The organism is Nonomuraea sp. NPDC049725, assembly GCF_040674795.1.
GTDB classification, from domain to species: domain Bacteria; phylum Actinomycetota; class Actinomycetes; order Streptosporangiales; family Streptosporangiaceae; genus Nonomuraea; species Nonomuraea ceibae.
Genome location: NZ_JBFANJ010000005.1, coordinates 401,097 through 419,693, shown reverse-complemented (window position 1 = coordinate 419,693; position 18,597 = coordinate 401,097). Strand labels below are relative to the sequence as shown.

The following is an 18,597-nucleotide window of genomic DNA, read 5'->3' as shown; positions in this document are numbered from 1 at the left end:
GTAAACCGATGCTATCCAGGGTTTCCAGGCCCCACAAACAGGGGTTCATCCCATGAATCATGACTAGCGACATGGTGCTATTGTCATTAGCACCATGTTGCTGACGCTCGACCTCAACGACGCCCGTCCCCTGCACGAGCAGGTCGCGGGCGCGATCCGCCGCGCCATCGGCGAGGGCTCCTACGCGCCGGGCGACCGGCTGCCGCCGGCCCGCGACCTCGCCGACGCGCTCGGCATCAACCCCAACACCGTGCTGCGCGCCCTGCGTGAGCTGCGGGAGGAGGGGCTGCTGGAGTTCCGGCGGGGGCGCGGCGTCAGCGTCGCGCGCCACGCCGACGGGCGCGCCCTGCTCCGCGAGCGGGCGCGCGAACTGCTGGACGAGGCCAAGAGGTACGGATACCGCCGGGAGGACGTCATCACGCTGCTGGAGGAGCTCGCATGAACATCCGGATCGCCGCCCTCACGGGGGCGGCCGTCACCGCCGTCCTGATCCTGCTGCCGCTGGCGGTGCGTGACCGGCTGCCCGAGCCGCTGGCCGTGCACTGGGGGCCGGGCTCGGTGCCCGACGGCTCGGCGCCGCTCGCCGTGTTCGTCACCACGCTGCTCGGCACCTGGGCGCTGATGTGGCTGTTCGCCCTGGCGGCGGTGGCCCGCGGCGCCGCCCGGCCGGGCGCGGGCCCGGGGCGGGCGGCTGCCGGGCCGGGGCGGGTGCGGGCGCTGGGGGCGTGGGCGTTGCTCGCCGGCGGCGGGCTGCTCGCGCTGGGCGTGGCCGTCTCCACGGTGCTGGCCAACCTCGACGCGGCGAGCTGGTCCGACGCGCGCCTGCCCGCCTGGGCGCCCCTGGCCGTCGCCGTGGTGCCGCTCGCCGCGATGGCGGCGGCCGCCTGGCTCGGCCGGGGCGGCGCGGAGCGGGCGCCCGAGGGGGAGCCGCCGTCGCTGGAGCTGCGCCCCGGCCAGCGCGCGGTGTGGGTGAGCCGGGTGGGCAACCCGTGGCTGCTCGCCGCCACCTGCGCCGCCGCCGCGGCGCTCGCCGTGGCGGGGGTGCTGCGCCTGACCGGCATCGCCTCCGGCGCACCGCTCGACGCGCTGGTGCCCGTGCTGACCGTGGTGCTGATCGCCGGCCTGTTCACCTCGTCGGCGCGCGTGCGGGTGACGGCGGACGGGGTGGCGATCGGGTTCGGCCCGCTGGGATGGCCGGTGCGCCGCATCCCCCTCGCCAAGATCGACAGCGCCTGGCCGGAGCAGCGCTACCCGAGCCAGGTCGGCGGCTGGGGCGTGCGCGGGCTGCCCGGCGGCGCGACCATCATGCTGCGCGGCGGCGACTGCCTCGTCATCCGCTACCGGACCGGCGGCGAGCTGGCCGTCAGCGTCGACGACGCCGGCCGCGGCGCCGCCCTGATCAACGCGCTCGTCGCCGAAAGGAGCGTCGCGTGAAGCCGCTGCCGGTCTTCCTCACCGTCGCGTTCGTCCTGTCCTGGGTGGTCGCGCTGCCCCTGTGGCTGGCCGGCGGGCTGGCCTCGCCGCTGGCCCGGCCGCTGGCGCTGCTGATGATGTTCACGCCCGCGATCGGCGTGCTGGCGGCCTGGCTGGTCAGTCGGACGCCGCCGCGCCAGTGGGCCCGCGAGACCGGGCTCACCCTGGGCGAGCGCAAGGGACGCACGGGCCTGCTCGTGCTGGCCGCCTGGCTGGGCGTGCCGCTGCTGGTGCTCGCCGCGGTCGCGATCAGCGCCGGTCTCGGCCTGATCACGCTGGACCTCGACGGGATGAGCCTGTTCCGCGAGCAGTTGCGGGCCACCGGCGTGCCGGTCCCCGAGAACCTGGCGCCCGTCGCCGTCACCCAGGTCGTGGTCGCCGCGCTGGCAGGCCCGTTGCTCAACGTGCTGCCGTCGCTGGGCGAGGAGTGGGGATGGCGCGGCTACCTGGCGCCGCTGCTGGCGGAGCGGCGCGGCGTGCTGCCCGGGCTGGCGCTGTCGGGCGTCGTCTGGGGGCTGTGGCACGCGCCGCTGACGCTGCTCGGCTACAACTACCCGATGCTCGGCTCGTGGGCCGCCGTCTACTTCGTCGGCTTCTGCGTGCTGGCCGGGGTGCTGCTCGGGTGGCTGCGGCTGCGCTCGGGCAGCGTGTGGCCCGCCGTCGTGGCGCACGGCTCGCTCAACGCGGTCGGCCCCGCGGTCTTCCTGCTCGGCGACGTCGCGTCGCCGCCCGACCTGGTGCTCGCCGGGCCGTCCGGCCTCGTCGGCTGGGTCCTGCTCGCGGCCTGCGCGGCCGTGCTGCTGAAGAAGCTCCCGGTACGGAGCACGCCGGCGGTGTGATCAGCCGAGCGCGGCGCACACCACGAGCGTGACCGCCGTGGCCGTCTCGACCAGGGCGCCGAGCACGTCCCCGGTGACCCCGCCGAGCCGCCGCCGGGCGTGCCGCAGCAGCGCCAGCGCCGCCCCCAGCCCGGCCAGCGCCCCCGCCACGAGCACGACCGGCCCGGGGATACCCGCCTCACCGGCCCACCCGGTCCCGAGGGCCGCGCAGCCTGCCAGGGCGGCCACGGTGACGAGCCAGGCGGTGCGCGCGCGTACCGTGCCCGCGACCAGGACGCCGAGGCCGTCGGGGCGGGCGGCGGGGACGCCCGCCCGGCAGGCCCAGGTGAGCGCCAGCCGGCCGGTCACGCAGGCGGTCACCAGCGCGGGCGCGCCCGCCAGGAACAGCGCCGGACCACCGCCCGCAACCGCAGTCCCGGCCCCGGCCCCGGCGGAGAGCGCGGCCGCCTGGATCAGCAGCGTGAACACCAGCGTCACCACGCCGAACGGCCCGATGTCCGACTTTTTCATGATGTCGAGCGCCTGAGACGCCGGCCTGCCGCTGCCGAGCCCGTCGGCCAGGTCCGCCAGCCCGTCCAGGTGCAGGCCGCGCGTCAGGACCGCCAGCAGGCCGAGAGCCAGGGCCGCGCCCATCAGCGGCGGCCCCGGCAGCAGCAGCGCGAGCGACGCCACGACGCCCAGCGCCAGCCCCACCAGCGGGGCCAGCGCCATCGCCCGCCCCGCCACCTCCCGGTCGACCCGCTCCACCCGCACGGGGAACACGCTCAGCGTCCCGGCGGCGAACCGCAGCCCGTCCATCAGAGAAGCCCGCGCATCAGACCGGCCCGCGCATCAGAAGAGCTCGTCCAGCAGCCGGTAGTAGCGCAGCCTGTCGTCGTCCACCTCGGCCGCCCCGTACGCGCGCAGGAACTCCCCGGCGGCGGGCCCGTCGAGCTCGCGCAGCGCGAGCGCCAGGTCCACGTGCCGGTCGGCCACCCCGAGCGCGCCCACGTCGATCAGGACCGCTTCGCCCGACGGCGACGCCAGCACGTTGGCCGGGGTGTAGTCGCCGTGCGTGACCACCAGGTCCTCGCGCGCGGGCCGTTCGGCCACCAGCCGGTCGTAGACCTGCGCGGGGGTGAGCCCGGCGGTGTCGTCGTCGAAGTCGTCGTCGTCGACCAGCCCGTCGCGCACCCGCTCGGCCGCCCGCGCCAGCTTGACGTCGAGCCGCTCGTCGAACGGGCACTCCGCGACCGGCACGTCGTGCAGCGCGCGCAGCGCCGCGCCCATGACGGCCCCGGCGTCCGCGGACGGCTTGCGCTCCAGGCTGAGCCATCCGGCGTCGGCCAGCACGAGCGCGTCGCCCTCGAAGGCCACCACGTCCGGCACGCTCATCCACCGCTTGAGCCACAGCAGCCGCTCGTGCTCGGCCCGCGCCCCCGGGCCCTGCTTGACGTAGAAGGCGCCGGTGGGGCCGGTGACGCGCAGCGTCTCGCCGCTGAGGCCCTCGTGGTCGTCGGACCAGATCGCGTCCTCGCCGAAGAGATCGAACATCCGCCCAGGGAGCTGCATAACCGACGATCCTATGGGGCCGACTAGGGTGGCCGGATGCACGTGCTTGAACTCGAAGGCGTAGGCGTCCGGGTCGTCGGCAAGACGTTGCTGGACGGGATCGACTGGCAGGTGGCCTACGGCGACCACTGGGTGATCCTGGGCCCCAACGGCGCCGGGAAGACGACGCTGCTCTCGCTGGCCGCGGCCGTGCGGCATCCGACGACGGGCGCGGTGAACGTCCTGGGCCACCGGCTCGGCCGCGTCGACCTGCGGGAGCTGCGCCGCCACATCGGCCTGGTCGCGGCCAGTCAGCGGCTGATCGACGAGGAGCTGATGGAGGAGGAGGGGGCGACCGCCCACACCGTGGTGCTCACCGGCCACACCGGCACGAGCGCCCCGATCTGGGACAAGTACGGCGACGCGGAGCGGGAGCGGGCGCTGCGCCTGCTGGCCGACCTCGGCTGCAAGGACCTGGCCGAGCGGCCCTTCCGGGTGTGCTCCCAGGGCGAGCGGGCCCGGGTCAGGGTGGCCAGGGCGCTCATGGGGGACCCGGCGGTGCTGCTGCTGGACGAGCCGTTCGCCGGTCTCGACCTGCCGGCCCGCGAGGACCTGATCAGCGCCGTGGAGAACCTGGCCGGGACCCGGCCGGTGCTCACCACCGTCACCGTGACCCACCACCTGGAGGAGGTCCCGGCGACGACCACGCACGCGCTGCTCATGCGCGACGCCCGCGTGCTGGCGGCCGGGCCGGTCGACGACGTCCTCACCCCGGCGAACCTGTCCGACTGCTTCGGCCTGCCGCTGCACGTCGACCGCCTCGACGGCCGCTGGTACGCCCGTTCGGTCCGGCCCTGAGGCTCACAGCGGCAGCGGTCGCCCCGCCACGACCAGGGCGACGTCCTCCGACTCGGCGGCCAGGCGCTCGTTCAGCCTGCCCAGCGCGTCCCTGAAGGCGCGCACGCCGGCCGTCGCGGGCACCACGCCCATGCCCGTCTCGTCCGACACGGCCACGACCCGGCGCGGCGCGTGCCGCCAGGCGCGCACCAGCTCGTCGCAGCGCCGCTCCACCGGCGCGCGGTCGCCCTCCCAGGCCGCGTGCTCGTCGAACACCGCCGCCAGCCAGGTGCCGAGCCCGTCGATCAGCAGCGGCCCCGTGGCGGCCCCGATCGCGCCCGTCAGGTCCGTCGTCTCGGCCGTCGCCCAGTGCGCGGGCCTGCGCACCCGGTGGGCGCGCACCCGCGCCGCCCACTCGCCGTCGCCCTCCCCGCCGGGCCCGGTGGCGACGTAGGTCACGTACGGCTCGGCGGCCAGGCGCAGCTCGGCCTCGGCCGACTTGCCCGAACGCGACCCGCCCAGCAGCAGCGTCCGCCGGGGCGCGGGGGCGGGCGGCGACGGCGGCACGCGCGTGTCCAGGACGGCGCCGTCGGGCACGGCGCGGGCGCCCCACAGGCGCAGCCGCCTGGCCAGCTCGTCCTCGGACCGGACGCGGTGGTCCAGGCCGACGGCGACCACGTGGGTGCCCTCGTCCACCAGCCCGGCCCGGCGCATCTCCCCCAGCCTCTCAGGGCGCTCCAGGAGGTCGATCAGCACCGCGTCGTAGCGTCCGGGGCCGTCGGGGGGCGGCGGCGCCCCCGCGGGCGCGTACAGGAGGGCTGAGCCGTCCGGGGCGGTGAGCCCGAGGCCGCCCGCGTGCACGCGGTAGCCGGGCGGCGCGTCCGTCCACGGGTACGCCGCCCTCCCGTCGACCACGAGCCCGAACGGCGCCCGGCGCGAGGGGCGGGTCAGGCACGACGCGCAGGGACAGCCCGGCTCGGGCCAGCCCGCGTCGCCGGAAGTCCCGGTGAGAAGCAGCTCCACCGGGCCGAGCGTACAAACCCCCGTGAGCCGGCCGTCACACGCCCCGCACGAGTGGCGCCGGTGGGACGGGGGAGGACAGGAGGACGGCCGTGCCGGGCGCGGCGGCGAGCCGGAGTAGGGTTCCAGTGCCGTCGAGAGGCTGCGCCGGCGAACCCGCGGAAAAAGGAGCGTATGGCATGACATGGCGGTGGCGTTATGAAAACGCGCAGGGCGGTGAGGTGACGGATCGCCCTTTGCCGCGAGAGGTTTTCCCGAGCCAGGCCGACGCGGAGTCCTGGCTCGGGGAGAACTGGCGTGAACTCCTCGAATCCGGCGTCGAGCAGGTAGCCCTGCTCGACGAGGACCGGGTCGAGTACACGGGCTTGTCATTGCGCCAGCAATAACCGCCGGAATGGAGAAACCCCTTGAGCGCGTACGCCGCTCAAGGGGTTTTCGTTACGCGCGTGACTAGGGGCGCTTGGGCGGGCTCGCGGTCTTGGCCGGGTCGCGCTCCATGATGGGCGCCACCACGTCGTCGATCCGCTTCATCACCTCGGCGTCGAGCTTGACGCCCGCGGCCTTGACGTTGTCGCGCACCTGCTCGGGGCGGGAGGCGCCGACGATGGCGCTGGCCACGTTCGGGTTCTGCAGGACCCAGGCGACCGCGAGCTGCGCCATCGTCAGGCCCAGATCGGCGGCGATCGGCTTGAGCTCCTGCACGCGGGCCAGCACGTCGTCGTTCATGAACCGGGCGATCATGCCGCTGCCGCCGGCCGTGTCCGTGGCGCGCGAGCCCTCGGGCGGGGCCTGGCCCGGCAGGTACTTGCCGGTGAGCACGCCCTGCGCGATCGGCGACCAGACGATCTGGCTGACGCCCTCACGCTCGCTCAGCGGCACGATCTCCGACTCGATGACCCGCCACAGCATCGAGTACTGCGGCTGGTTGGACACGATCCGGTCGAAGCCCATCTCGTCGGCGATCCTGAGCGCGTCGGCGATCTGGCCGGCGGTCCACTCGCTGACGCCCACGTACAGGACCTTGCCCTGGCGGACCAGGTCGTCGAAGGTCTTGAGCGTCTCCTCCAGCGGCGTCTCGTAGTCGTAGCGGTGCGCCTGGTAGAGGTCGACGTAGTCGGTCTGCAGGCGGCGCAGCGAGCCGTTGATCGACTCGGTGATGTGCTTGCGCGACAGGCCGCGGTCGTTCGGGCCCTCGCCCGTCGGCCAGTAGACCTTGGTGAAGATCTCCAGGGACTCCCTGCGGACGCCCTTGAGCGCCCTGCCGAGCACCTCCTCCGCCTTCGTCCCCGCGTAGACGTCGGCGGTGTCGAACGTGGTGATCCCCTCGTCGAGAGCCGCCTGCACGCACTGCTTGGCGGCGTCCTCCTCGACCTGGGAGCCGTGGGTGAGCCAGTTGCCGTAGCTGATCTCGCTGACCAGGAGACCGCTGCGGCCGAGGTGACGGAATTCCATACATCCGACCTTAGGGGTTGTCCCGGCATCACGGTCACCAGGGGCGCGGAGGGGAGATCATCCGTCGGTGCGGGGCGATAGGGTCGGCCGGTGCCCAATCTCCTCCGGGCGGCGCTCACCGCCGCCGTCCTGGCGGCGATCGCCGTGCGGCTGCGCCGTCGCGCCCGCCTGCCACGCACCGACCCGCCCGCCCCCGACGCCCTCCCCGCGCCGCGCCAACGACGGCGGCCGGGCCTGGGGCGGTCGAGCGCGCTCGTGGCGGGCACAGTAGCGGGCACGGTGGCGGTCCTGGCCGCGCTGGCGCTCCTCGGGACGGGCCTGTGGCCGGGGCAGCCCGCGCGCGAGGCGTCCTCGCCCGGCGGCTCTCCCGTACGCGACGCCGCGCCGGAGCGGGCCGAGCCGCCGGCGGAGTTCCTCACGGAGCCGCCGGAGCCGCATGCCCTGCCCTCGCGGCAGGGGAGCGCGGCGCCGCAGCCGTGCGATCCCGGGCACCCTGTGGTGACGGTGCGCCCGCTGGACCCGCAGGTGAAGCGGGCCGTCAACCGGCAGTGGCGGCGCATCGAGCGCTGGCTGAGCACGAACGCGCCGAAGACCTACGCGGGGCTCGGCCGTCCCGGCAGGGCGCGCACGATCGCGGTCGCCGAGGCGCAGACGGGGCTGGAGTTCCCCGACGACCTGAGGGCCTCGCTGCTGCGCCACGACGGCGCGCGGGGCTTCGGGTTCGGCGGCGGGGTCAACCTGCGCGTCCGGGAGATCAGGGACGCCTGGCGGGCCAGGTGCGCGCGCGACGCCGAGGGCCGCCACCGCGGGCTGGTCCCGTTCGGGCTCAGGCCGGGGCGCGGCGGCCACGCGCTCGTCACCGCCGCCAGGCGAGACGGCGCGGCGGGGCGGGAGGGCGCGACAGGGCGAGCGGCCGCGGCCGGTGACCGGCCGTCCTACTACGCGCTGATGCGCGAGGTCGCCGCCGCCCTGGAGACGGGCGCCCCGGTCGACGGCCGCCGCCCGGTCGTCAAGGGCGGCGTCCTGCGGTGGACCCGCGCCCGTTGAGCTACTTCTTGGGCGGCACCGGCTTGCCGCCCGGCAGCAGCTGGGGCGGCGGGAAGCGCAGCTTGCGGATCTGCAGCGCCCGCATCGCCGCGTAGAAGCCCACGCCCTTGAGGCTCTCGTTGGGCAGCTTGGCCGCGACCTCCTTCTTCACCTTCCACGCCACGTAGACGGAGGTGAAGACGACGCCGATCATCATGATCGGCCAGCCGAACACGATCACCGCGTTGAGCACCTGGACGCGGACGGCCGGAGGCCACGGCACCCAGGTCGCCAGCAGGATCAGTAGCGAGAAGGGCAGGAAGTACTGGCTCGGGAGGCGGCGGGAGTCGACCCAGTCGCGGGCGAACTTGCGCGCCGGCCCCTTGTCACGGGCCGGGAAGTAGCGCTCGTCACCGGCCAGCATGCCGCGCCGGGCCCGGTCGCGCTCGGCGGCCTGCTTGGCGCGCATCTGCCGATAGGCCTCCTTGCGGTCCTTCGGCGCGCTGACCAGCTGGCGCCGCCTGCCTTCGGCATCTCGGCGCTTGGGTGTGGGACGACCCTTACCTTGGGGCTTAGGATCGTCAACGGGGACGGGGGTGTCGTCCACGGAGGTTTGGGAACGGCGTCGCAACACGACGTCAACCCTACCTGGAGTGCAACTTAGTGACGCCCTCGTGCGTTATGCGTAGGGTAATCCCAAGGCGGCTGCGCTGCAGTGGGTGAACGACAGCACGACCTAAGAAGGGGACGGCCGACGCGCATGAGCGTGATGAAGAGACTTTCGATGATCTTCAAGTCCAAGGCCAACAAGGCCCTGGACAAGATGGAGGATCCACGCGAGACCCTCGACTACTCCTACCAGCGGCAGCTGGAGCTGCTGCAGAAGGTGCGTCGTGGCGTGGCGGACGTCGCCACCTCTCGCAAGCGTGTGGAGCTCCAGATCAACGGTCTGGAGCAGCAGGGCAAGAGGCTTGAGGAGCAGGGCCGCAAGGCGCTGTCGGTGGGGCGCGAGGACCTCGCCCGTGAGGCGCTGTCGCGCCGCTCCGGCCTGCAGTCGCAGATCGCGGATCTGCGCGTGCAGCATGACAACCTGCAGGCCGAGGAGGAGAAGCTCACCACGGCCTCCCAGCGGCTGCAGGCCAAGGTCGACTCCTTCCGCACCAAGAAGGAGACCATCAAGGCGACCTACACCGCGGCCGAGGCGCAGACCCGCATCAACGAGGCGTTCTCCGGCATCTCCGAGGAGATGGGCGACGTCGGCCTGGCGATCCAGCGGGCCGAGGACAAGACGGCCCAGATGCAGGCCCGCGCCGGCGCCATCGACGAGCTGCTCGCCTCGGGCGCGCTCGACGACTTCAGCGGCACCCGCGGTGACGACATCCAGGCCGAGCTCGACCGCATGGGCGGCGGCATGGACGTCGAGCTGGAGCTGGCCCGGATGAAGGCCGAGCTCGGCCAGGGCCCGGCCCCGCAGGGCGCCATCGAGCAGGGGCAGCAGCAGCAGCCCCAGCAGCAGCAGCCCAACCAGCAGACGCAGCAGCTGCGCCAGCCAGGGGAGGGCGCATGATCGTCAGGATCATGGGCGAGGGTCAGGTGGAGATCTCGGCCGACGACATCGCCGTGCTCAACGAGCTCGACACCGAGCTCGAGGCGGCCATCGACGCCGACGACCAGAAGGCCTTCCGGGTCAAGCTGCACGCCCTGCTCGACAAGGTGCGCCACGTGGGCAAGGCGCTTCCCGACGACAGCCTTGAGCCGTCAGAGCTGATCCTTCCCCCCGCGGACGCCTCGATCGAGGAAGTCCGGGAGATGCTGGGCGACCAGGGCCTCATTCCGGGCTGAGCCCGTGCGCACCCGGTTCGCGGCCGACCGCGGCCTGACCCGCCGCATGGTCGTGACGATGTTCCTGCTCGGCCTGCTCTACGTGGTGTTCGTCGGCGTCCTCGTCGCCCTGGGCGTGCGGGCGCTGACCGTGCTGGTGATCGCGGGGGTCCTGCTGCTCGCGCAGTACTTCCTGTCCGACCGCATCGCCCTTTACGCGATGCACGGGCGGGAGGTCTCGCCCCAGGAGGCCCCCGAGCTCCACGGCCTGATCGACCGGCTGTGCGCGCTGGCCGACATGCCCAAGCCGCGCGTCGCCATCGCCCAGTCCGACGTGCCCAACGCCTTCGCCACCGGCCGCAACCAGAAGAAGGCGGTCGTGTGCGTGACGACCGGCATCCTGCGCCGCCTGGAGCCGCGCGAGCTGGAGGGCGTGCTGGCCCACGAGCTGTCCCACGTCGCGCACCGCGACGTGGCGGTGATGACGATCGCCTCGTTCCTCGGCATCGTCGCCGGGCTCATGACGCGCGTCGCCCTCTACACGGGCCTCGGCGGCCGCCGCCAGAACGGCCAGGGCGGCCTGCCCATCGGCCTGATCGTCATGCTGGTCTCGGTTCTCGTGTACGCGATCAGCTTCGTCCTCACCCGTGCCCTGTCGCGCTACCGTGAGCTGTCGGCTGACCGGGCCGGCGCCCTGCTCACGCAGCAGCCGTCGGCGCTGGCCAGCGCGCTGACCAAGGTGTCCGGCGAGATGGCCAGGATCCCGACCCGCGACCTGCGCGAGGCCGAGCCGTTCAACGCCTTCTACTTCGCCCCGGCGCTCGCCAAGGGGGAGACGCTGGCCAACCTGTTCTCCACGCATCCGCCGCTGGAGCGGCGGCTGGAGCAGCTCGCGCGGATCTCCGCGCAGCTCGGGAGGGGCTGACGACGATGGGCTGGCTCGATGCGATCCTGGGCCGTTCCAAGCCGGCCAAGCCCGACCTGGACGCGCTGTTCGCGCTGCCGTCGGCGGCCGTGACGCTGCAGGCGGCCACGGGGCTGGCGCCCACCGGGCTCGGCTCGGTGGCCTTCCGCGCGGCCGAAGGCGGCGCGTTCGCCCGGCTCGAACAGGACGTCAAGGCGCTGCTCGGCGGCCGGGTCGAGGAGTCCGACGACGGCTACGGCTACACCTGGCTGCTGGTGCGGCGCGCGCCCGACCTGCTCGGCGACCTGGTCACCGAGCTGCACGCGGTCAACTCGTCGCTGGAGTCGGCCGGGTTCGGCCCGTCGCTGCTGTGCTCGCTGGTGTCGTTCGCCGACCCCGGCGCCGACGCAGACGGCAGGCGGCTGGCCGTCGTCTACCTCTACAAGCGCGGCTCCTTCTACCCGTTCGCCCCGCTGGACGGCGACCGCCGCGACAACGCGCTCGAGCTGCAGGTCAGAGGCGCGCTGGCGGGGGAGCTGCCGCTGGAGGAGGACCTCGGCCGCTGGTTCCCGGTCTGGGGCGCTCCGGGCCTTTGAGTGCGCTCGGTGATGTAATCATCACGTGGAGCGAAGATTGTACGTGCTCGCGGCTTCCGCGTTCATCGTGACCGCCGTGCTGTACTCCGCGTGGATCACCGGCCAGTTCACCACGCCGGCGGTCGACCGCGCGCACGGCTACGTGAGCGAGCTGGCGGCCCGCGACCAGCCGTGGACGCGCCTGTTCCGCACCAGCGACGCGCTGGCGGGGCTGGCCTGCCTGGCCGGGGTGGCGCTGATGCCGAGGGCCGGCCGTGAGTGGCCCGGCTGGCTGGCGCTGGCCGCGTTCGGCGCGCTGACGACCGCCGGGGGGCTGTTCCCGCTCGACTGCGCCGCGCTGAGCTCCCCGGCGTGCGGGCGCGGCCCGCTGACGCCGGCCCACCACGCGCATGTCGTGACCGGCCTGCTCGCGGCCGTCGCCGCGCCGGCCGCGATGGCGCTCCTGGCCGCCCGCTGGCGCACCTGGCCCGCCTGGGTCCTCACCGGCCTGACCGTCGCCTCCACGCTCGTCACCGCCGCCGCCCTGGCCGCCGGGCACCTGGCCGGGCTGGCGCAGCGCTTTCAGCTCCTCGTCGTGGCCGCCTGGCTGGTGTACGCGGCGCTGCGGCTGCTCGTCGCGGACGTGCCCGTCCCGGCGCCCGCCCTGCCGCACGTGGTCCGCCAGGGCCGGGGACCGGCCGTGCTGATCGCCGGGGGCCCCTCGGCGGCCTGGTGCCACTGGGACGGCGTCGCCAGGGAGCTGGCCCGCACCCGTACGGTGATCAGGTTCGACCGGCCGGGGCTGGGGCTCAGCCCCGCCTCCCCGGTGCCGCCCACGCTGCACGGCGAGGCGGCGCGGCTGGCCGCGCTGGCCCCCGAGCACCCCGAACGGGTCACGGTCGTCGCGCACCGGGCCGCCGCCTGGCACGCCGAGGCGTTCGCCCGGCTGCACCCGCTGCGCGTGTCGGCGCTCGTCCTCGTCGACCCCGCGGCGGCGCCCCGGGGCCGGCGGGGCACGTCCTCGCCCGGCAGGGCGCTCGGCCGCTGGCTGCCCGCGCTGGGCGGCACCTGGGGCGCGGCGGCGCTGGCCCGCCTCACCGGCCCGGCGCTCCACCGGCTGCTCTGCGGGACCGCCGACGCCCACGGCCTCTACAGCCAGGGCCGGGTGCTCGCCGCCGCCGCGGGGGAGTGGCTGGCGCGCCGCGACATGGCCGCCGACCTGCGTCTCATCCGCGCCGAGCACGCCTTCCCCGACGTGCCGGTGACCGTGCTCGTCAGCGGGCGCGCCCGCGGCGCCAGGCTGGTGGAGGAGCTGAACGGCAGGCTCGTCCGGCTGCCCGTCACGCGGCTGCGCGTGCACCTGAACGTGCTGCCCGCGATCGCCGACGCCGTCTGAAGGTTAGTGTGGTCGGCATGGCCCTCGGGAAAGGGGCAAGGGTGGACATCACCGTCGTCGGAGAGGGCACGGTCGCGGCCGTGCCGGACGTCATGCGGCTGCAGGCCGGGGTCGAGGTGCGCCGGCAGACGGCCGCCGAGTCCTTCGCCGGGGCCAGGGCCGCCGCGAGCAGGCTCGCCGAGGCGCTGCGGCAGGCCGGGATCGCCGAGCGCGACCTGCGCACCACCGAGCTGTCGCTCGGCCCGGAGTACGAGGCGTACCCGAAGGTGTCGGCCTACCGGGCGGCGCAGGGCGTCGAGGCCGTGATCCGCGACCTGTCGCGGGCCGACGAGGTCATCGACACCGTCGCCCGGGTGGGCGAGGAGGCCAGGCTGCACGGCGTGGTCTTCGAGGTCTCCGACCCGGCCGCCGTGCTCAGGGAGGCCAGGGCGGCGGCGTTCGCCGACGCCCGGGCCAAGGCCGCCCAGTACGCCGAGCTCGCCGGACGGCCCCTGGGCGGGGTCGTCGCGGTGAGCGAGGAGGTGGAGCGGGGGCCGCAGCCGATGCGGCTGGCCGCGGCCGCCGAGCAGGGCTCGGTCAGCCCCGGGCAGCAGGGCCTGACCGTCACCGTGCGGGTGGTGCACGCCTTCGGCGACCAGGCGTCCTAGCCGGGGGGCTAGGCCAGGGCGAGCATCCGGTCCAGGGCGACGCGCGCCCAGTGGGCGGTGTCGGCGTCGACCGTGATCTGGTTGACGACCTCGCCCAGCGCCAGCGACTCCAGCGCCCACACCAGGTGGGGCAGGTCGATGCGGTTCATCGTCGAGCAGTAGCAGACGGTCCGGTCCAGGAACGAGACGTTCTTGTCCGGGAACATCTGGGCCAGCCGCTTGACCAGGTTGAGCTCGGTGCCCACGGCCCAGCTCGACCCGGCGGGGGCGGCGGCCAGCGTCTTGATGATGTGCTCGGTCGAGCCCACGTGGTCGGCCTTGAGCACCACCTCGTGCCGGCACTCGGGGTGCACCAGCACGTTCACGCCCGGGACGCGCTCGCGTACGTCGTCGACCGACTCGGCCGTGAAGCGGCCGTGGACCGAGCAGTGGCCCTTCCACAGGAGCATGCGCGCCCGCGTGAGCTGCTCGGGGGTGAGGCCGCCGTTGGGGCGGTGCGGGTTCCACACGGCGCAGTCGTCGAGCGACATTCCCATCTCCAGCACCGCCGTGTTGCGGCCCAGGTGCTGGTCGGGCAGGAACAGCACCTTGGAGCCCTGCTCGAAGGCCCACTCCAGGGCCCGCCTGGCGTTGGACGAGGTGCACACCACGCCGCCGTTGCGGCCGCAGAAGGCCTTGATGTCGGCGCTGGAGTTCATGTACGTGACGGGCACGACCTGGTCGGCCAGGCCCGCGTCCTCCAGCGCCTCCCAGCACTCCTCGACCTGGTCGAAGGTGGCCATGTCGGCCATCGAGCAGCCCGCCGCGAGGTCCGGCAGCACCACCCGCTGGGAGCCGGTGGTCAGGATGTCGGCCGACTCGGCCATGAAGTGCACGCCGCAGAACACGATGTACTCGGCCTCGGGCCGGGCGGCGGCCTGCTGCGCCAGCTTGAAGGAGTCGCCGGTCACGTCGGCGAACTGGATGACCTCGTCGCGCTGGTAGTGGTGGCCGAGCACGAAGAGCCGGTCGCCGAGCGCCTGCTTGGCCTTGCGCGCCCGTTCCACCAGGTGCGGGTCGGAGGCGGGCGGCAGCTCGCCCGGACAGTCCACCCCCGTCTCGCTGTGCGGATCGGCGCCCCGGCCGAGGACGAAGAGCGGCAGCCCAGTCTGGGTGGCCATGGCCGTACCCCCTTATCGTCGAACTGACGACTAACTATGACACACGGTATGGGGGCATATATTCCGGGGTCCGGTGGGGGAGGGAATGTGTAGCACCCGGCAGGTGTTGGTAGCGTCATCAGTAGACGTCGGAACAGACAGCCGGGTTAGGGAGTCAGCAGATGACGGTTGAGAGCAGCGAGACCACGACGCAGGGCCTGATCCTGACCGACGCGGCCGCCGCCAAGGTCAAGAGCCTGCTCGAGCAGCAGGGCGAGGAGGGCCTGCAGCTGCGCGTGGCCGTGCAGCCGGGCGGCTGTTCCGGCCTGCGCTACCAGCTCTTCTTCGACGACCGTTCGATGGACGGCGACGTCGTGACGGACTTCGGTGGCGTCAGCGTCGTCACCGACCGGATGAGCGCCCCCTACCTGATGGGCGCCTCCATCGACTTCGTCGACACGATCGAGAAGCAGGGCTTCACCATCGACAACCCGAACGCCACGGGCTCCTGCGCCTGCGGCGACTCCTTCAACTAGTCGGGTGCGCCCGCAGGCCCCGTCCGCCCTGGTGCGTACGGGGCCTTCGCGTGCCCTTGGCCGGGCCCCAGGGGGCCGCACGGTTCGGTAGGGTGTCCGGGCGGTGGCCGCAACCGAGCCACCGGACGAACATCGGCACCACCTCGCCGCCGGGCCGGCGGAGAGCTGAAACGCCTGCGGATCCGGCGCACGACCCTGACGAGAGTCCTCTCAGGAGGGCGACCGGCGGTGAAGCAGGAACCCTCACGGGCGACCGTGAGGACCCCCCTCGCTCACGGAGGGGGAGGATGTCCATGGCCTGCTGACAACGAGGAAGAAGAATCCCGTGCGCATCGCCGTCACCGGCTCCATCGCCACAGACCACCTGATGACGTTCCCCGGCAGCTTCGGCGATCAGCTCATCGCCGAGCAACTCGACCGGGTGTCACTGTCGTTCCTGGTCGACGATCTGCAGATCCGGCGCGGAGGATGCGCCGCCAACATCGCCTTCGGCATGGCCTGTCTCGGCCTGAAGCCCTATCTCGTGGGCGCCGTCGGCAACGACTTCGCCGACTACCGGTCCTGGCTGGAGCGCCACGGCGTCGACTGCGACTCGGTGCACGTCTCCGAGACCCAGCACACCGCGCGGTTCCTGTGCACCACCGACAAGCACCACAACCAGATCGCCTCCTTCTACACCGGGGCGATGGCCGAGGCGCGGCTCATCGAGCTGCAGCCGGTCGCCGACCGGGTGGGCGGGCTCGACCTGGTGCTCGTCGGCCCCAACGACCCCGACGGCATGCTGCGCCACACCGACGAGTGCCGCCACCGCGGCATCCCGTTCGCCGCCGACATCTCCCAGCAGCTCGCCCGCATGGAGGACGAGCAGATCCGCCAGCTCGTCGACGGGGCCGCCTACCTCTTCTCCAACGACTACGAGAAGGGCCTCATCGAGCAGAAGACCGGCTGGAGCGACGAGGAGATTCTCGACCGCGTCGGCGTCCGCGTCACCACGCTCGGGCCCAAGGGCGCCGTCATCGACCGCAAGGGCGAGCCGTCCATCGCCGTCGCCCCCGCCCCCGAGCGCGGAAAGGCCGACCCGACCGGCGTCGGCGACGCCTTCCGGGCCGGCTTCCTCGCGGGCCTGGCCTGGGACCTGTCCCTGGAGCGGTGCGGCCAGATCGGCAACCTGACCGCCACGCACGTGCTGGAGCGCGTCGGCGGCCAGGAGTACGAGCTGGGGCAGCGGGCGTTCATGGAGCGCTTCAGCTCCGCCTACGGCGCCGAGGCGGCCGCCGAGATCGCCCCGCACATCCGCTGCTACCACCCCTGATCACGGGCCCGGGCAGGCCCCGCCCGGCGGCGGGGCCGCTCAGGACCGCGCGTAGACGCGGTGCACGAACTCGGCGAGCTGGTCGTCGGGCAGGTGCCTGGCCAGGTCGGCCTCGGTGATCATGCCGACGATGCGGTTGTCGTGCATCACCGGCAGCCGCTTGATCTGGTGCTCCTCCATGCGCGCCAGCGCCTCTTCCACGGTGGCGTCGGCGGCCACCCACACCAGCCCGGTCGCCAGGTCACCGGCCCGCACCTTGGCGGGGTCGTGGCCCGCCGCCACGCACTTGATGACGATGTCGCGGTCGGTGATGATGCCGCTCACGCGGTCGTCGGTGCACACCGGCAGCGCCCCGACCCCCATGTCACGCATCATCTGCGAGGCGCGGTCGAGCGTCTCGTGAGCCTGGATGCACTCCGCGCCCGGATTCATGAGGTCGCGAGCAGTCTGATCGGTCATGTCTCTTTCCCCCGGATATCGGTGCTTTCCGGGGGCCCTACCCAGTTCGGGCGTCAGTAGTTACGCCGTACGTGAATCGCCCAGCCCCCCTGCGGAAGCTCGTACGAGCCCACGTGGCGGTGCGACTTGAGCCGGCACCACGCGGGCACGTCGGTGAACGCGGCGGGGTCGTCGGCCAGCACGGCCACCACCGCGTTGAGCGGGATGTGGTTGATCTGCTCGGCGAGCATGATGATCGGGATCGGGCACTTCTTCCCGAGCGCGTCGATCGTCAATGCCGGCTGAGTGGCCTCGGTCATGAGACTCCTGCGTCGTGGCGGATCCGGCTCACCAGCTCGGGCAGCACGGCGAGGAACCTGTCGACCTCGGCCGCCGAAGCGCCCCTGGGCAGTGACACCCGGACATTCCCGTGCGTCAGCACGCCCATCGCTTCCAGGACGTGCGATGGACGAAGCGTACTAGCGGTGCACGAACTGCCGGACGACACGGCGAACCCGGCCTTGTCCAGCTCCGCCAGCAGCGCCTCGCCGTCGACGTACAGGCACGAGAACGTGACGATGTGCGGCGCCCGCTCGACCGGGTCGCCGATCACCTCCACGTCCGGCACGACCTTCGGCACGGTCTCGCGGATCTTGTCGACCAGGGCCGACAGCCTGGAGCGCTCCCGCGACGCCTCTGCCGCCATCGCGCGCAGCGCCGCGGCGGCGGCCACGATGCCCGGCACGTTCTCGAACCCGGGCACCCGGCGGCGCTCGCGCTCGTCCTCCGGCACGAACGAGCGGAACCGCGTGCCCTTGCGCACGGCCAGCACGCCCACCCCGGGCGGCCCGCCCCACTTGTGGGCGCTGGCCGTCAGCACCGACCAGCCCGGCGGCACCGGCATCCGGCCCGCCGTCTGGGCCGCGTCGACCAGCAGCGGCACCCCGTTGCGCCGGCACGCCGCGGCGGCCTCGGCCACCGGCTGGAGCGTGCCGACCTCGTGGTTGGCCGTCTGCAGGCAGGCCAGCGCGGTGTCCGGCCTGGCCACGGCCTCGGTGAAGGCCGCCAGGTCGACCCGGCCCATCAGGTCCACGCCCACCGTCTCGACCGTGCCGCCGTCGCGCTCGTGCAGCGCGGCGGCGTGCAGGACGCTGGAGTGTTCGACGGCACTGGTGACCAGATGTCGGCCGACTCGGCGTCTGCCCTGTATTGTGCCGAGCACGCCGAGATGCACGGCCTGCGTGCCGGACGAGGTGAACGACACCTCGTCGGGGCGCGCGCCCAGCGCCTCGGCCACCTCCGTGCGAGCCTGCTCCAGCAGCAGGTGGGCACGGCGGGCCTGGCCATAGAGTCTCGCGGGGTCGGCCCAGCCGACGTCGATCGCCGCCAGGAGCGCTTCGCGCGCCTGAGGGTGAAGCGGTTCGGTCGAGGCCGCGTCAAAGTACGCCACGAGACCTATCGTCCCATCCGCGGCGCGCCACCGAGGGGGCGCGCGGAAGGGCGAGGCCCTTGCACGCTAATGTGTCTGCAATCAGCTGTGCATCTGGAAATACGAGCGCTCAGGAGAAGACTCCTGGGCTTCATCTGTGGGGTAGGCGATCCGTGAGTCCGACCCGCCGTACGACGCGGCGTTCGTTGGCCCGGCGTAGAGT

At 73.4% G+C, this 18,597-nt stretch carries 23 protein-coding genes; 14 read left to right on the top strand and 9 right to left on the bottom strand.

Features of this window, described 5'->3' with window-relative positions:
- The first annotated feature begins 94 nt into the window (after positions 1-94).
- From AB0J53_RS16195 to AB0J53_RS16185, 3 genes are read left to right on the top strand one after another with little or no spacing between them, the layout of a single operon-like run.
- Complete coding sequence (locus AB0J53_RS16195) at positions 95-442, top strand: GntR family transcriptional regulator (RefSeq protein ID WP_364172579.1); 348 nt, start codon at positions 95-97, stop codon at positions 440-442.
- A complete protein-coding gene (locus tag AB0J53_RS16190) occupies positions 439-1,434 on the top strand; it encodes a hypothetical protein (protein ID WP_364172576.1) in 996 nt (331 codons plus the stop codon). Before AB0J53_RS16195 ends, AB0J53_RS16190 begins: the two co-directional genes overlap by 4 nt.
- A complete protein-coding gene (locus tag AB0J53_RS16185; RefSeq protein ID WP_364172573.1) occupies positions 1,431-2,312 on the top strand; it encodes a type II CAAX endopeptidase family protein in 882 nt (293 codons plus the stop codon). Before AB0J53_RS16190 ends, AB0J53_RS16185 begins: the two co-directional genes overlap by 4 nt.
- Here AB0J53_RS16185 and AB0J53_RS16180 read toward each other — a convergent pair whose 3' ends face one another.
- Both AB0J53_RS16180 and AB0J53_RS16175 read right to left on the bottom strand, forming a co-directional pair.
- Complete coding sequence (locus AB0J53_RS16180; RefSeq protein ID WP_364172570.1) at positions 2,313-3,110, bottom strand: adenosylcobinamide-GDP ribazoletransferase; 798 nt, start codon at positions 3,108-3,110, stop codon at positions 2,313-2,315. It lies immediately after the preceding gene.
- 33 nt (positions 3,111-3,143) lie between these two features.
- Positions 3,144-3,845 (bottom strand): aminoglycoside 3'-phosphotransferase, encoded by a 702-nt coding sequence (locus AB0J53_RS16175; RefSeq protein ID WP_364172567.1) that lies wholly within the window; start codon positions 3,843-3,845, stop codon positions 3,144-3,146.
- 54 nt (positions 3,846-3,899) lie between these two features.
- Here AB0J53_RS16175 and AB0J53_RS16170 point away from each other — a divergent pair, with 54 nt between their 5' ends.
- Positions 3,900-4,700, top strand: a complete 801-nt coding sequence (locus AB0J53_RS16170) for an ATP-binding cassette domain-containing protein (protein ID WP_364172564.1) — start codon at positions 3,900-3,902, stop codon at positions 4,698-4,700.
- A gap of 3 nt (positions 4,701-4,703) precedes the next feature.
- On the opposite strand, the gene AB0J53_RS16165 is transcribed toward AB0J53_RS16170, so the two are convergent.
- Positions 4,704-5,702 carry a bifunctional adenosylcobinamide kinase/adenosylcobinamide-phosphate guanylyltransferase gene (locus AB0J53_RS16165; RefSeq protein ID WP_364172561.1) on the bottom strand — a complete coding sequence of 333 codons (999 nt, stop codon included), beginning with the start codon at positions 5,700-5,702 and terminating at the stop codon, positions 4,704-4,706.
- Between the two features lie 176 nt (positions 5,703-5,878).
- Here AB0J53_RS16165 and AB0J53_RS16160 point away from each other — a divergent pair, with 176 nt between their 5' ends.
- Positions 5,879-6,085, top strand: a complete 207-nt coding sequence (locus AB0J53_RS16160; protein WP_357586467.1) for a hypothetical protein — start codon at positions 5,879-5,881, stop codon at positions 6,083-6,085.
- Positions 6,086-6,149: 64 nt separating this feature from the next.
- On the opposite strand, the gene AB0J53_RS16155 is transcribed toward AB0J53_RS16160, so the two are convergent.
- A complete protein-coding gene (locus tag AB0J53_RS16155; protein WP_219519607.1) occupies positions 6,150-7,151 on the bottom strand; it encodes an aldo/keto reductase family protein in 1,002 nt (333 codons plus the stop codon).
- Positions 7,152-7,241: 90 nt separating this feature from the next.
- Between AB0J53_RS16155 and AB0J53_RS16150 the strand changes: the two genes are divergently transcribed.
- The gene (locus tag AB0J53_RS16150; protein ID WP_364172557.1) at positions 7,242-8,198 is read left to right on the top strand and encodes a hypothetical protein; all 957 of its coding nucleotides are present in this window, start codon (positions 7,242-7,244) and stop codon (positions 8,196-8,198) included.
- A gap of 1 nt (position 8,199) precedes the next feature.
- On the opposite strand, the gene AB0J53_RS16145 is transcribed toward AB0J53_RS16150, so the two are convergent.
- A complete protein-coding gene (locus AB0J53_RS16145) occupies positions 8,200-8,784 on the bottom strand; it encodes a DUF3043 domain-containing protein (protein ID WP_364172555.1) in 585 nt (194 codons plus the stop codon).
- 153 nt (positions 8,785-8,937) lie between these two features.
- Between AB0J53_RS16145 and AB0J53_RS16140 the strand changes: the two genes are divergently transcribed.
- The 6 genes from AB0J53_RS16140 to AB0J53_RS16115 are packed head-to-tail and all read left to right on the top strand — an operon-like array spanning position 8,938 to position 13,520.
- Positions 8,938-9,744, top strand: coding sequence for a PspA/IM30 family protein (locus tag AB0J53_RS16140; protein WP_219519612.1), 807 nt, complete (start codon positions 8,938-8,940; stop codon positions 9,742-9,744).
- On the top strand, positions 9,741-10,019 hold the full coding sequence (locus tag AB0J53_RS16135) for a hypothetical protein (protein WP_219519616.1): 279 nt from the start codon (positions 9,741-9,743) through the stop codon (positions 10,017-10,019). Before AB0J53_RS16140 ends, AB0J53_RS16135 begins: the two co-directional genes overlap by 4 nt.
- 4 nt (positions 10,020-10,023) lie before the next feature.
- Entirely contained in the window at positions 10,024-10,923 is a 900-nt protein-coding gene (gene htpX, locus AB0J53_RS16130; protein WP_364172551.1) for a zinc metalloprotease HtpX, read from the top strand.
- A 5-nt stretch (positions 10,924-10,928) separates the two neighbouring features.
- Positions 10,929-11,498: a hypothetical protein gene (locus tag AB0J53_RS16125; RefSeq protein ID WP_364172548.1), complete on the top strand. Its 570-nt coding sequence runs from the start codon at positions 10,929-10,931 to the stop codon at positions 11,496-11,498.
- 25 nt (positions 11,499-11,523) lie between these two features.
- Positions 11,524-12,873, top strand: a complete 1,350-nt coding sequence (locus tag AB0J53_RS16120; protein WP_357586473.1) for an alpha/beta fold hydrolase — start codon at positions 11,524-11,526, stop codon at positions 12,871-12,873.
- Between the two features lie 41 nt (positions 12,874-12,914).
- Complete coding sequence (locus AB0J53_RS16115) at positions 12,915-13,520, top strand: SIMPL domain-containing protein (RefSeq protein ID WP_219519630.1); 606 nt, start codon at positions 12,915-12,917, stop codon at positions 13,518-13,520.
- A gap of 8 nt (positions 13,521-13,528) precedes the next feature.
- On the opposite strand, the gene nadA is transcribed toward AB0J53_RS16115, so the two are convergent.
- Positions 13,529-14,680, bottom strand: coding sequence for a quinolinate synthase NadA (nadA, locus tag AB0J53_RS16110; RefSeq protein WP_364172544.1), 1,152 nt, complete (start codon positions 14,678-14,680; stop codon positions 13,529-13,531).
- 161 nt (positions 14,681-14,841) lie between these two features.
- Here nadA and erpA point away from each other — a divergent pair, with 161 nt between their 5' ends.
- Both erpA and AB0J53_RS16100 read left to right on the top strand, forming a co-directional pair.
- Positions 14,842-15,195: an iron-sulfur cluster insertion protein ErpA gene (erpA, locus tag AB0J53_RS16105; protein ID WP_049566397.1), complete on the top strand. Its 354-nt coding sequence runs from the start codon at positions 14,842-14,844 to the stop codon at positions 15,193-15,195.
- A gap of 325 nt (positions 15,196-15,520) precedes the next feature.
- The gene (locus AB0J53_RS16100; protein WP_219511133.1) at positions 15,521-16,507 is read left to right on the top strand and encodes a PfkB family carbohydrate kinase; all 987 of its coding nucleotides are present in this window, start codon (positions 15,521-15,523) and stop codon (positions 16,505-16,507) included.
- 39 nt (positions 16,508-16,546) lie between these two features.
- On the opposite strand, the gene AB0J53_RS16095 is transcribed toward AB0J53_RS16100, so the two are convergent.
- From AB0J53_RS16095 to AB0J53_RS16085, 3 genes are read right to left on the bottom strand one after another with little or no spacing between them, the layout of a single operon-like run.
- On the bottom strand, positions 16,547-16,966 hold the full coding sequence (locus tag AB0J53_RS16095) for a CBS domain-containing protein (protein ID WP_219511134.1): 420 nt from the start codon (positions 16,964-16,966) through the stop codon (positions 16,547-16,549).
- Positions 16,967-17,019: 53 nt separating this feature from the next.
- Positions 17,020-17,265, bottom strand: a complete 246-nt coding sequence (locus AB0J53_RS16090) for a sulfurtransferase TusA family protein (RefSeq protein ID WP_049566388.1) — start codon at positions 17,263-17,265, stop codon at positions 17,020-17,022.
- Complete coding sequence (locus AB0J53_RS16085; protein WP_219511136.1) at positions 17,262-18,395, bottom strand: cysteine desulfurase family protein; 1,134 nt, start codon at positions 18,393-18,395, stop codon at positions 17,262-17,264. Before AB0J53_RS16085 ends, AB0J53_RS16090 begins: the two co-directional genes overlap by 4 nt.
- Positions 18,396-18,597: the final 202 nt, after the last annotated feature.

Bases quoted from the DNA above. Each gene is read 5' to 3' on its own strand.
- AB0J53_RS16195 (WP_364172579.1), top strand. From the start codon at position 95: ATGTTGCTGACGCTCGACCTCAACGACGCCCGTCCCCTGCACGAGCAG.
- AB0J53_RS16090 (WP_049566388.1), bottom strand. From the start codon at position 17,265: ATGACCGAGGCCACTCAGCCGGCATTGACGATCGACGCGCTCGGGAAG.
- AB0J53_RS16170 (WP_364172564.1), top strand. From the start codon at position 3,900: ATGCACGTGCTTGAACTCGAAGGCGTAGGCGTCCGGGTCGTCGGCAAG.
- AB0J53_RS16190 (WP_364172576.1), top strand. From the start codon at position 439: ATGAACATCCGGATCGCCGCCCTCACGGGGGCGGCCGTCACCGCCGTC.
- AB0J53_RS16160 (WP_357586467.1), top strand. From the start codon at position 5,879: ATGACATGGCGGTGGCGTTATGAAAACGCGCAGGGCGGTGAGGTGACG.
- AB0J53_RS16135 (WP_219519616.1), top strand. From the start codon at position 9,741: ATGATCGTCAGGATCATGGGCGAGGGTCAGGTGGAGATCTCGGCCGAC.
- AB0J53_RS16155 (WP_219519607.1), bottom strand. From the start codon at position 7,151: ATGGAATTCCGTCACCTCGGCCGCAGCGGTCTCCTGGTCAGCGAGATC.
- AB0J53_RS16175 (WP_364172567.1), bottom strand. From the start codon at position 3,845: ATGTTCGATCTCTTCGGCGAGGACGCGATCTGGTCCGACGACCACGAG.
- erpA (WP_049566397.1), top strand. From the start codon at position 14,842: ATGACGGTTGAGAGCAGCGAGACCACGACGCAGGGCCTGATCCTGACC.
- nadA (WP_364172544.1), bottom strand. From the start codon at position 14,680: ATGGCCACCCAGACTGGGCTGCCGCTCTTCGTCCTCGGCCGGGGCGCC.
- AB0J53_RS16180 (WP_364172570.1), bottom strand. From the start codon at position 3,110: ATGGACGGGCTGCGGTTCGCCGCCGGGACGCTGAGCGTGTTCCCCGTG.
- AB0J53_RS16125 (WP_364172548.1), top strand. From the start codon at position 10,929: ATGGGCTGGCTCGATGCGATCCTGGGCCGTTCCAAGCCGGCCAAGCCC.
- AB0J53_RS16095 (WP_219511134.1), bottom strand. From the start codon at position 16,966: ATGACCGATCAGACTGCTCGCGACCTCATGAATCCGGGCGCGGAGTGC.
- AB0J53_RS16140 (WP_219519612.1), top strand. From the start codon at position 8,938: ATGAGCGTGATGAAGAGACTTTCGATGATCTTCAAGTCCAAGGCCAAC.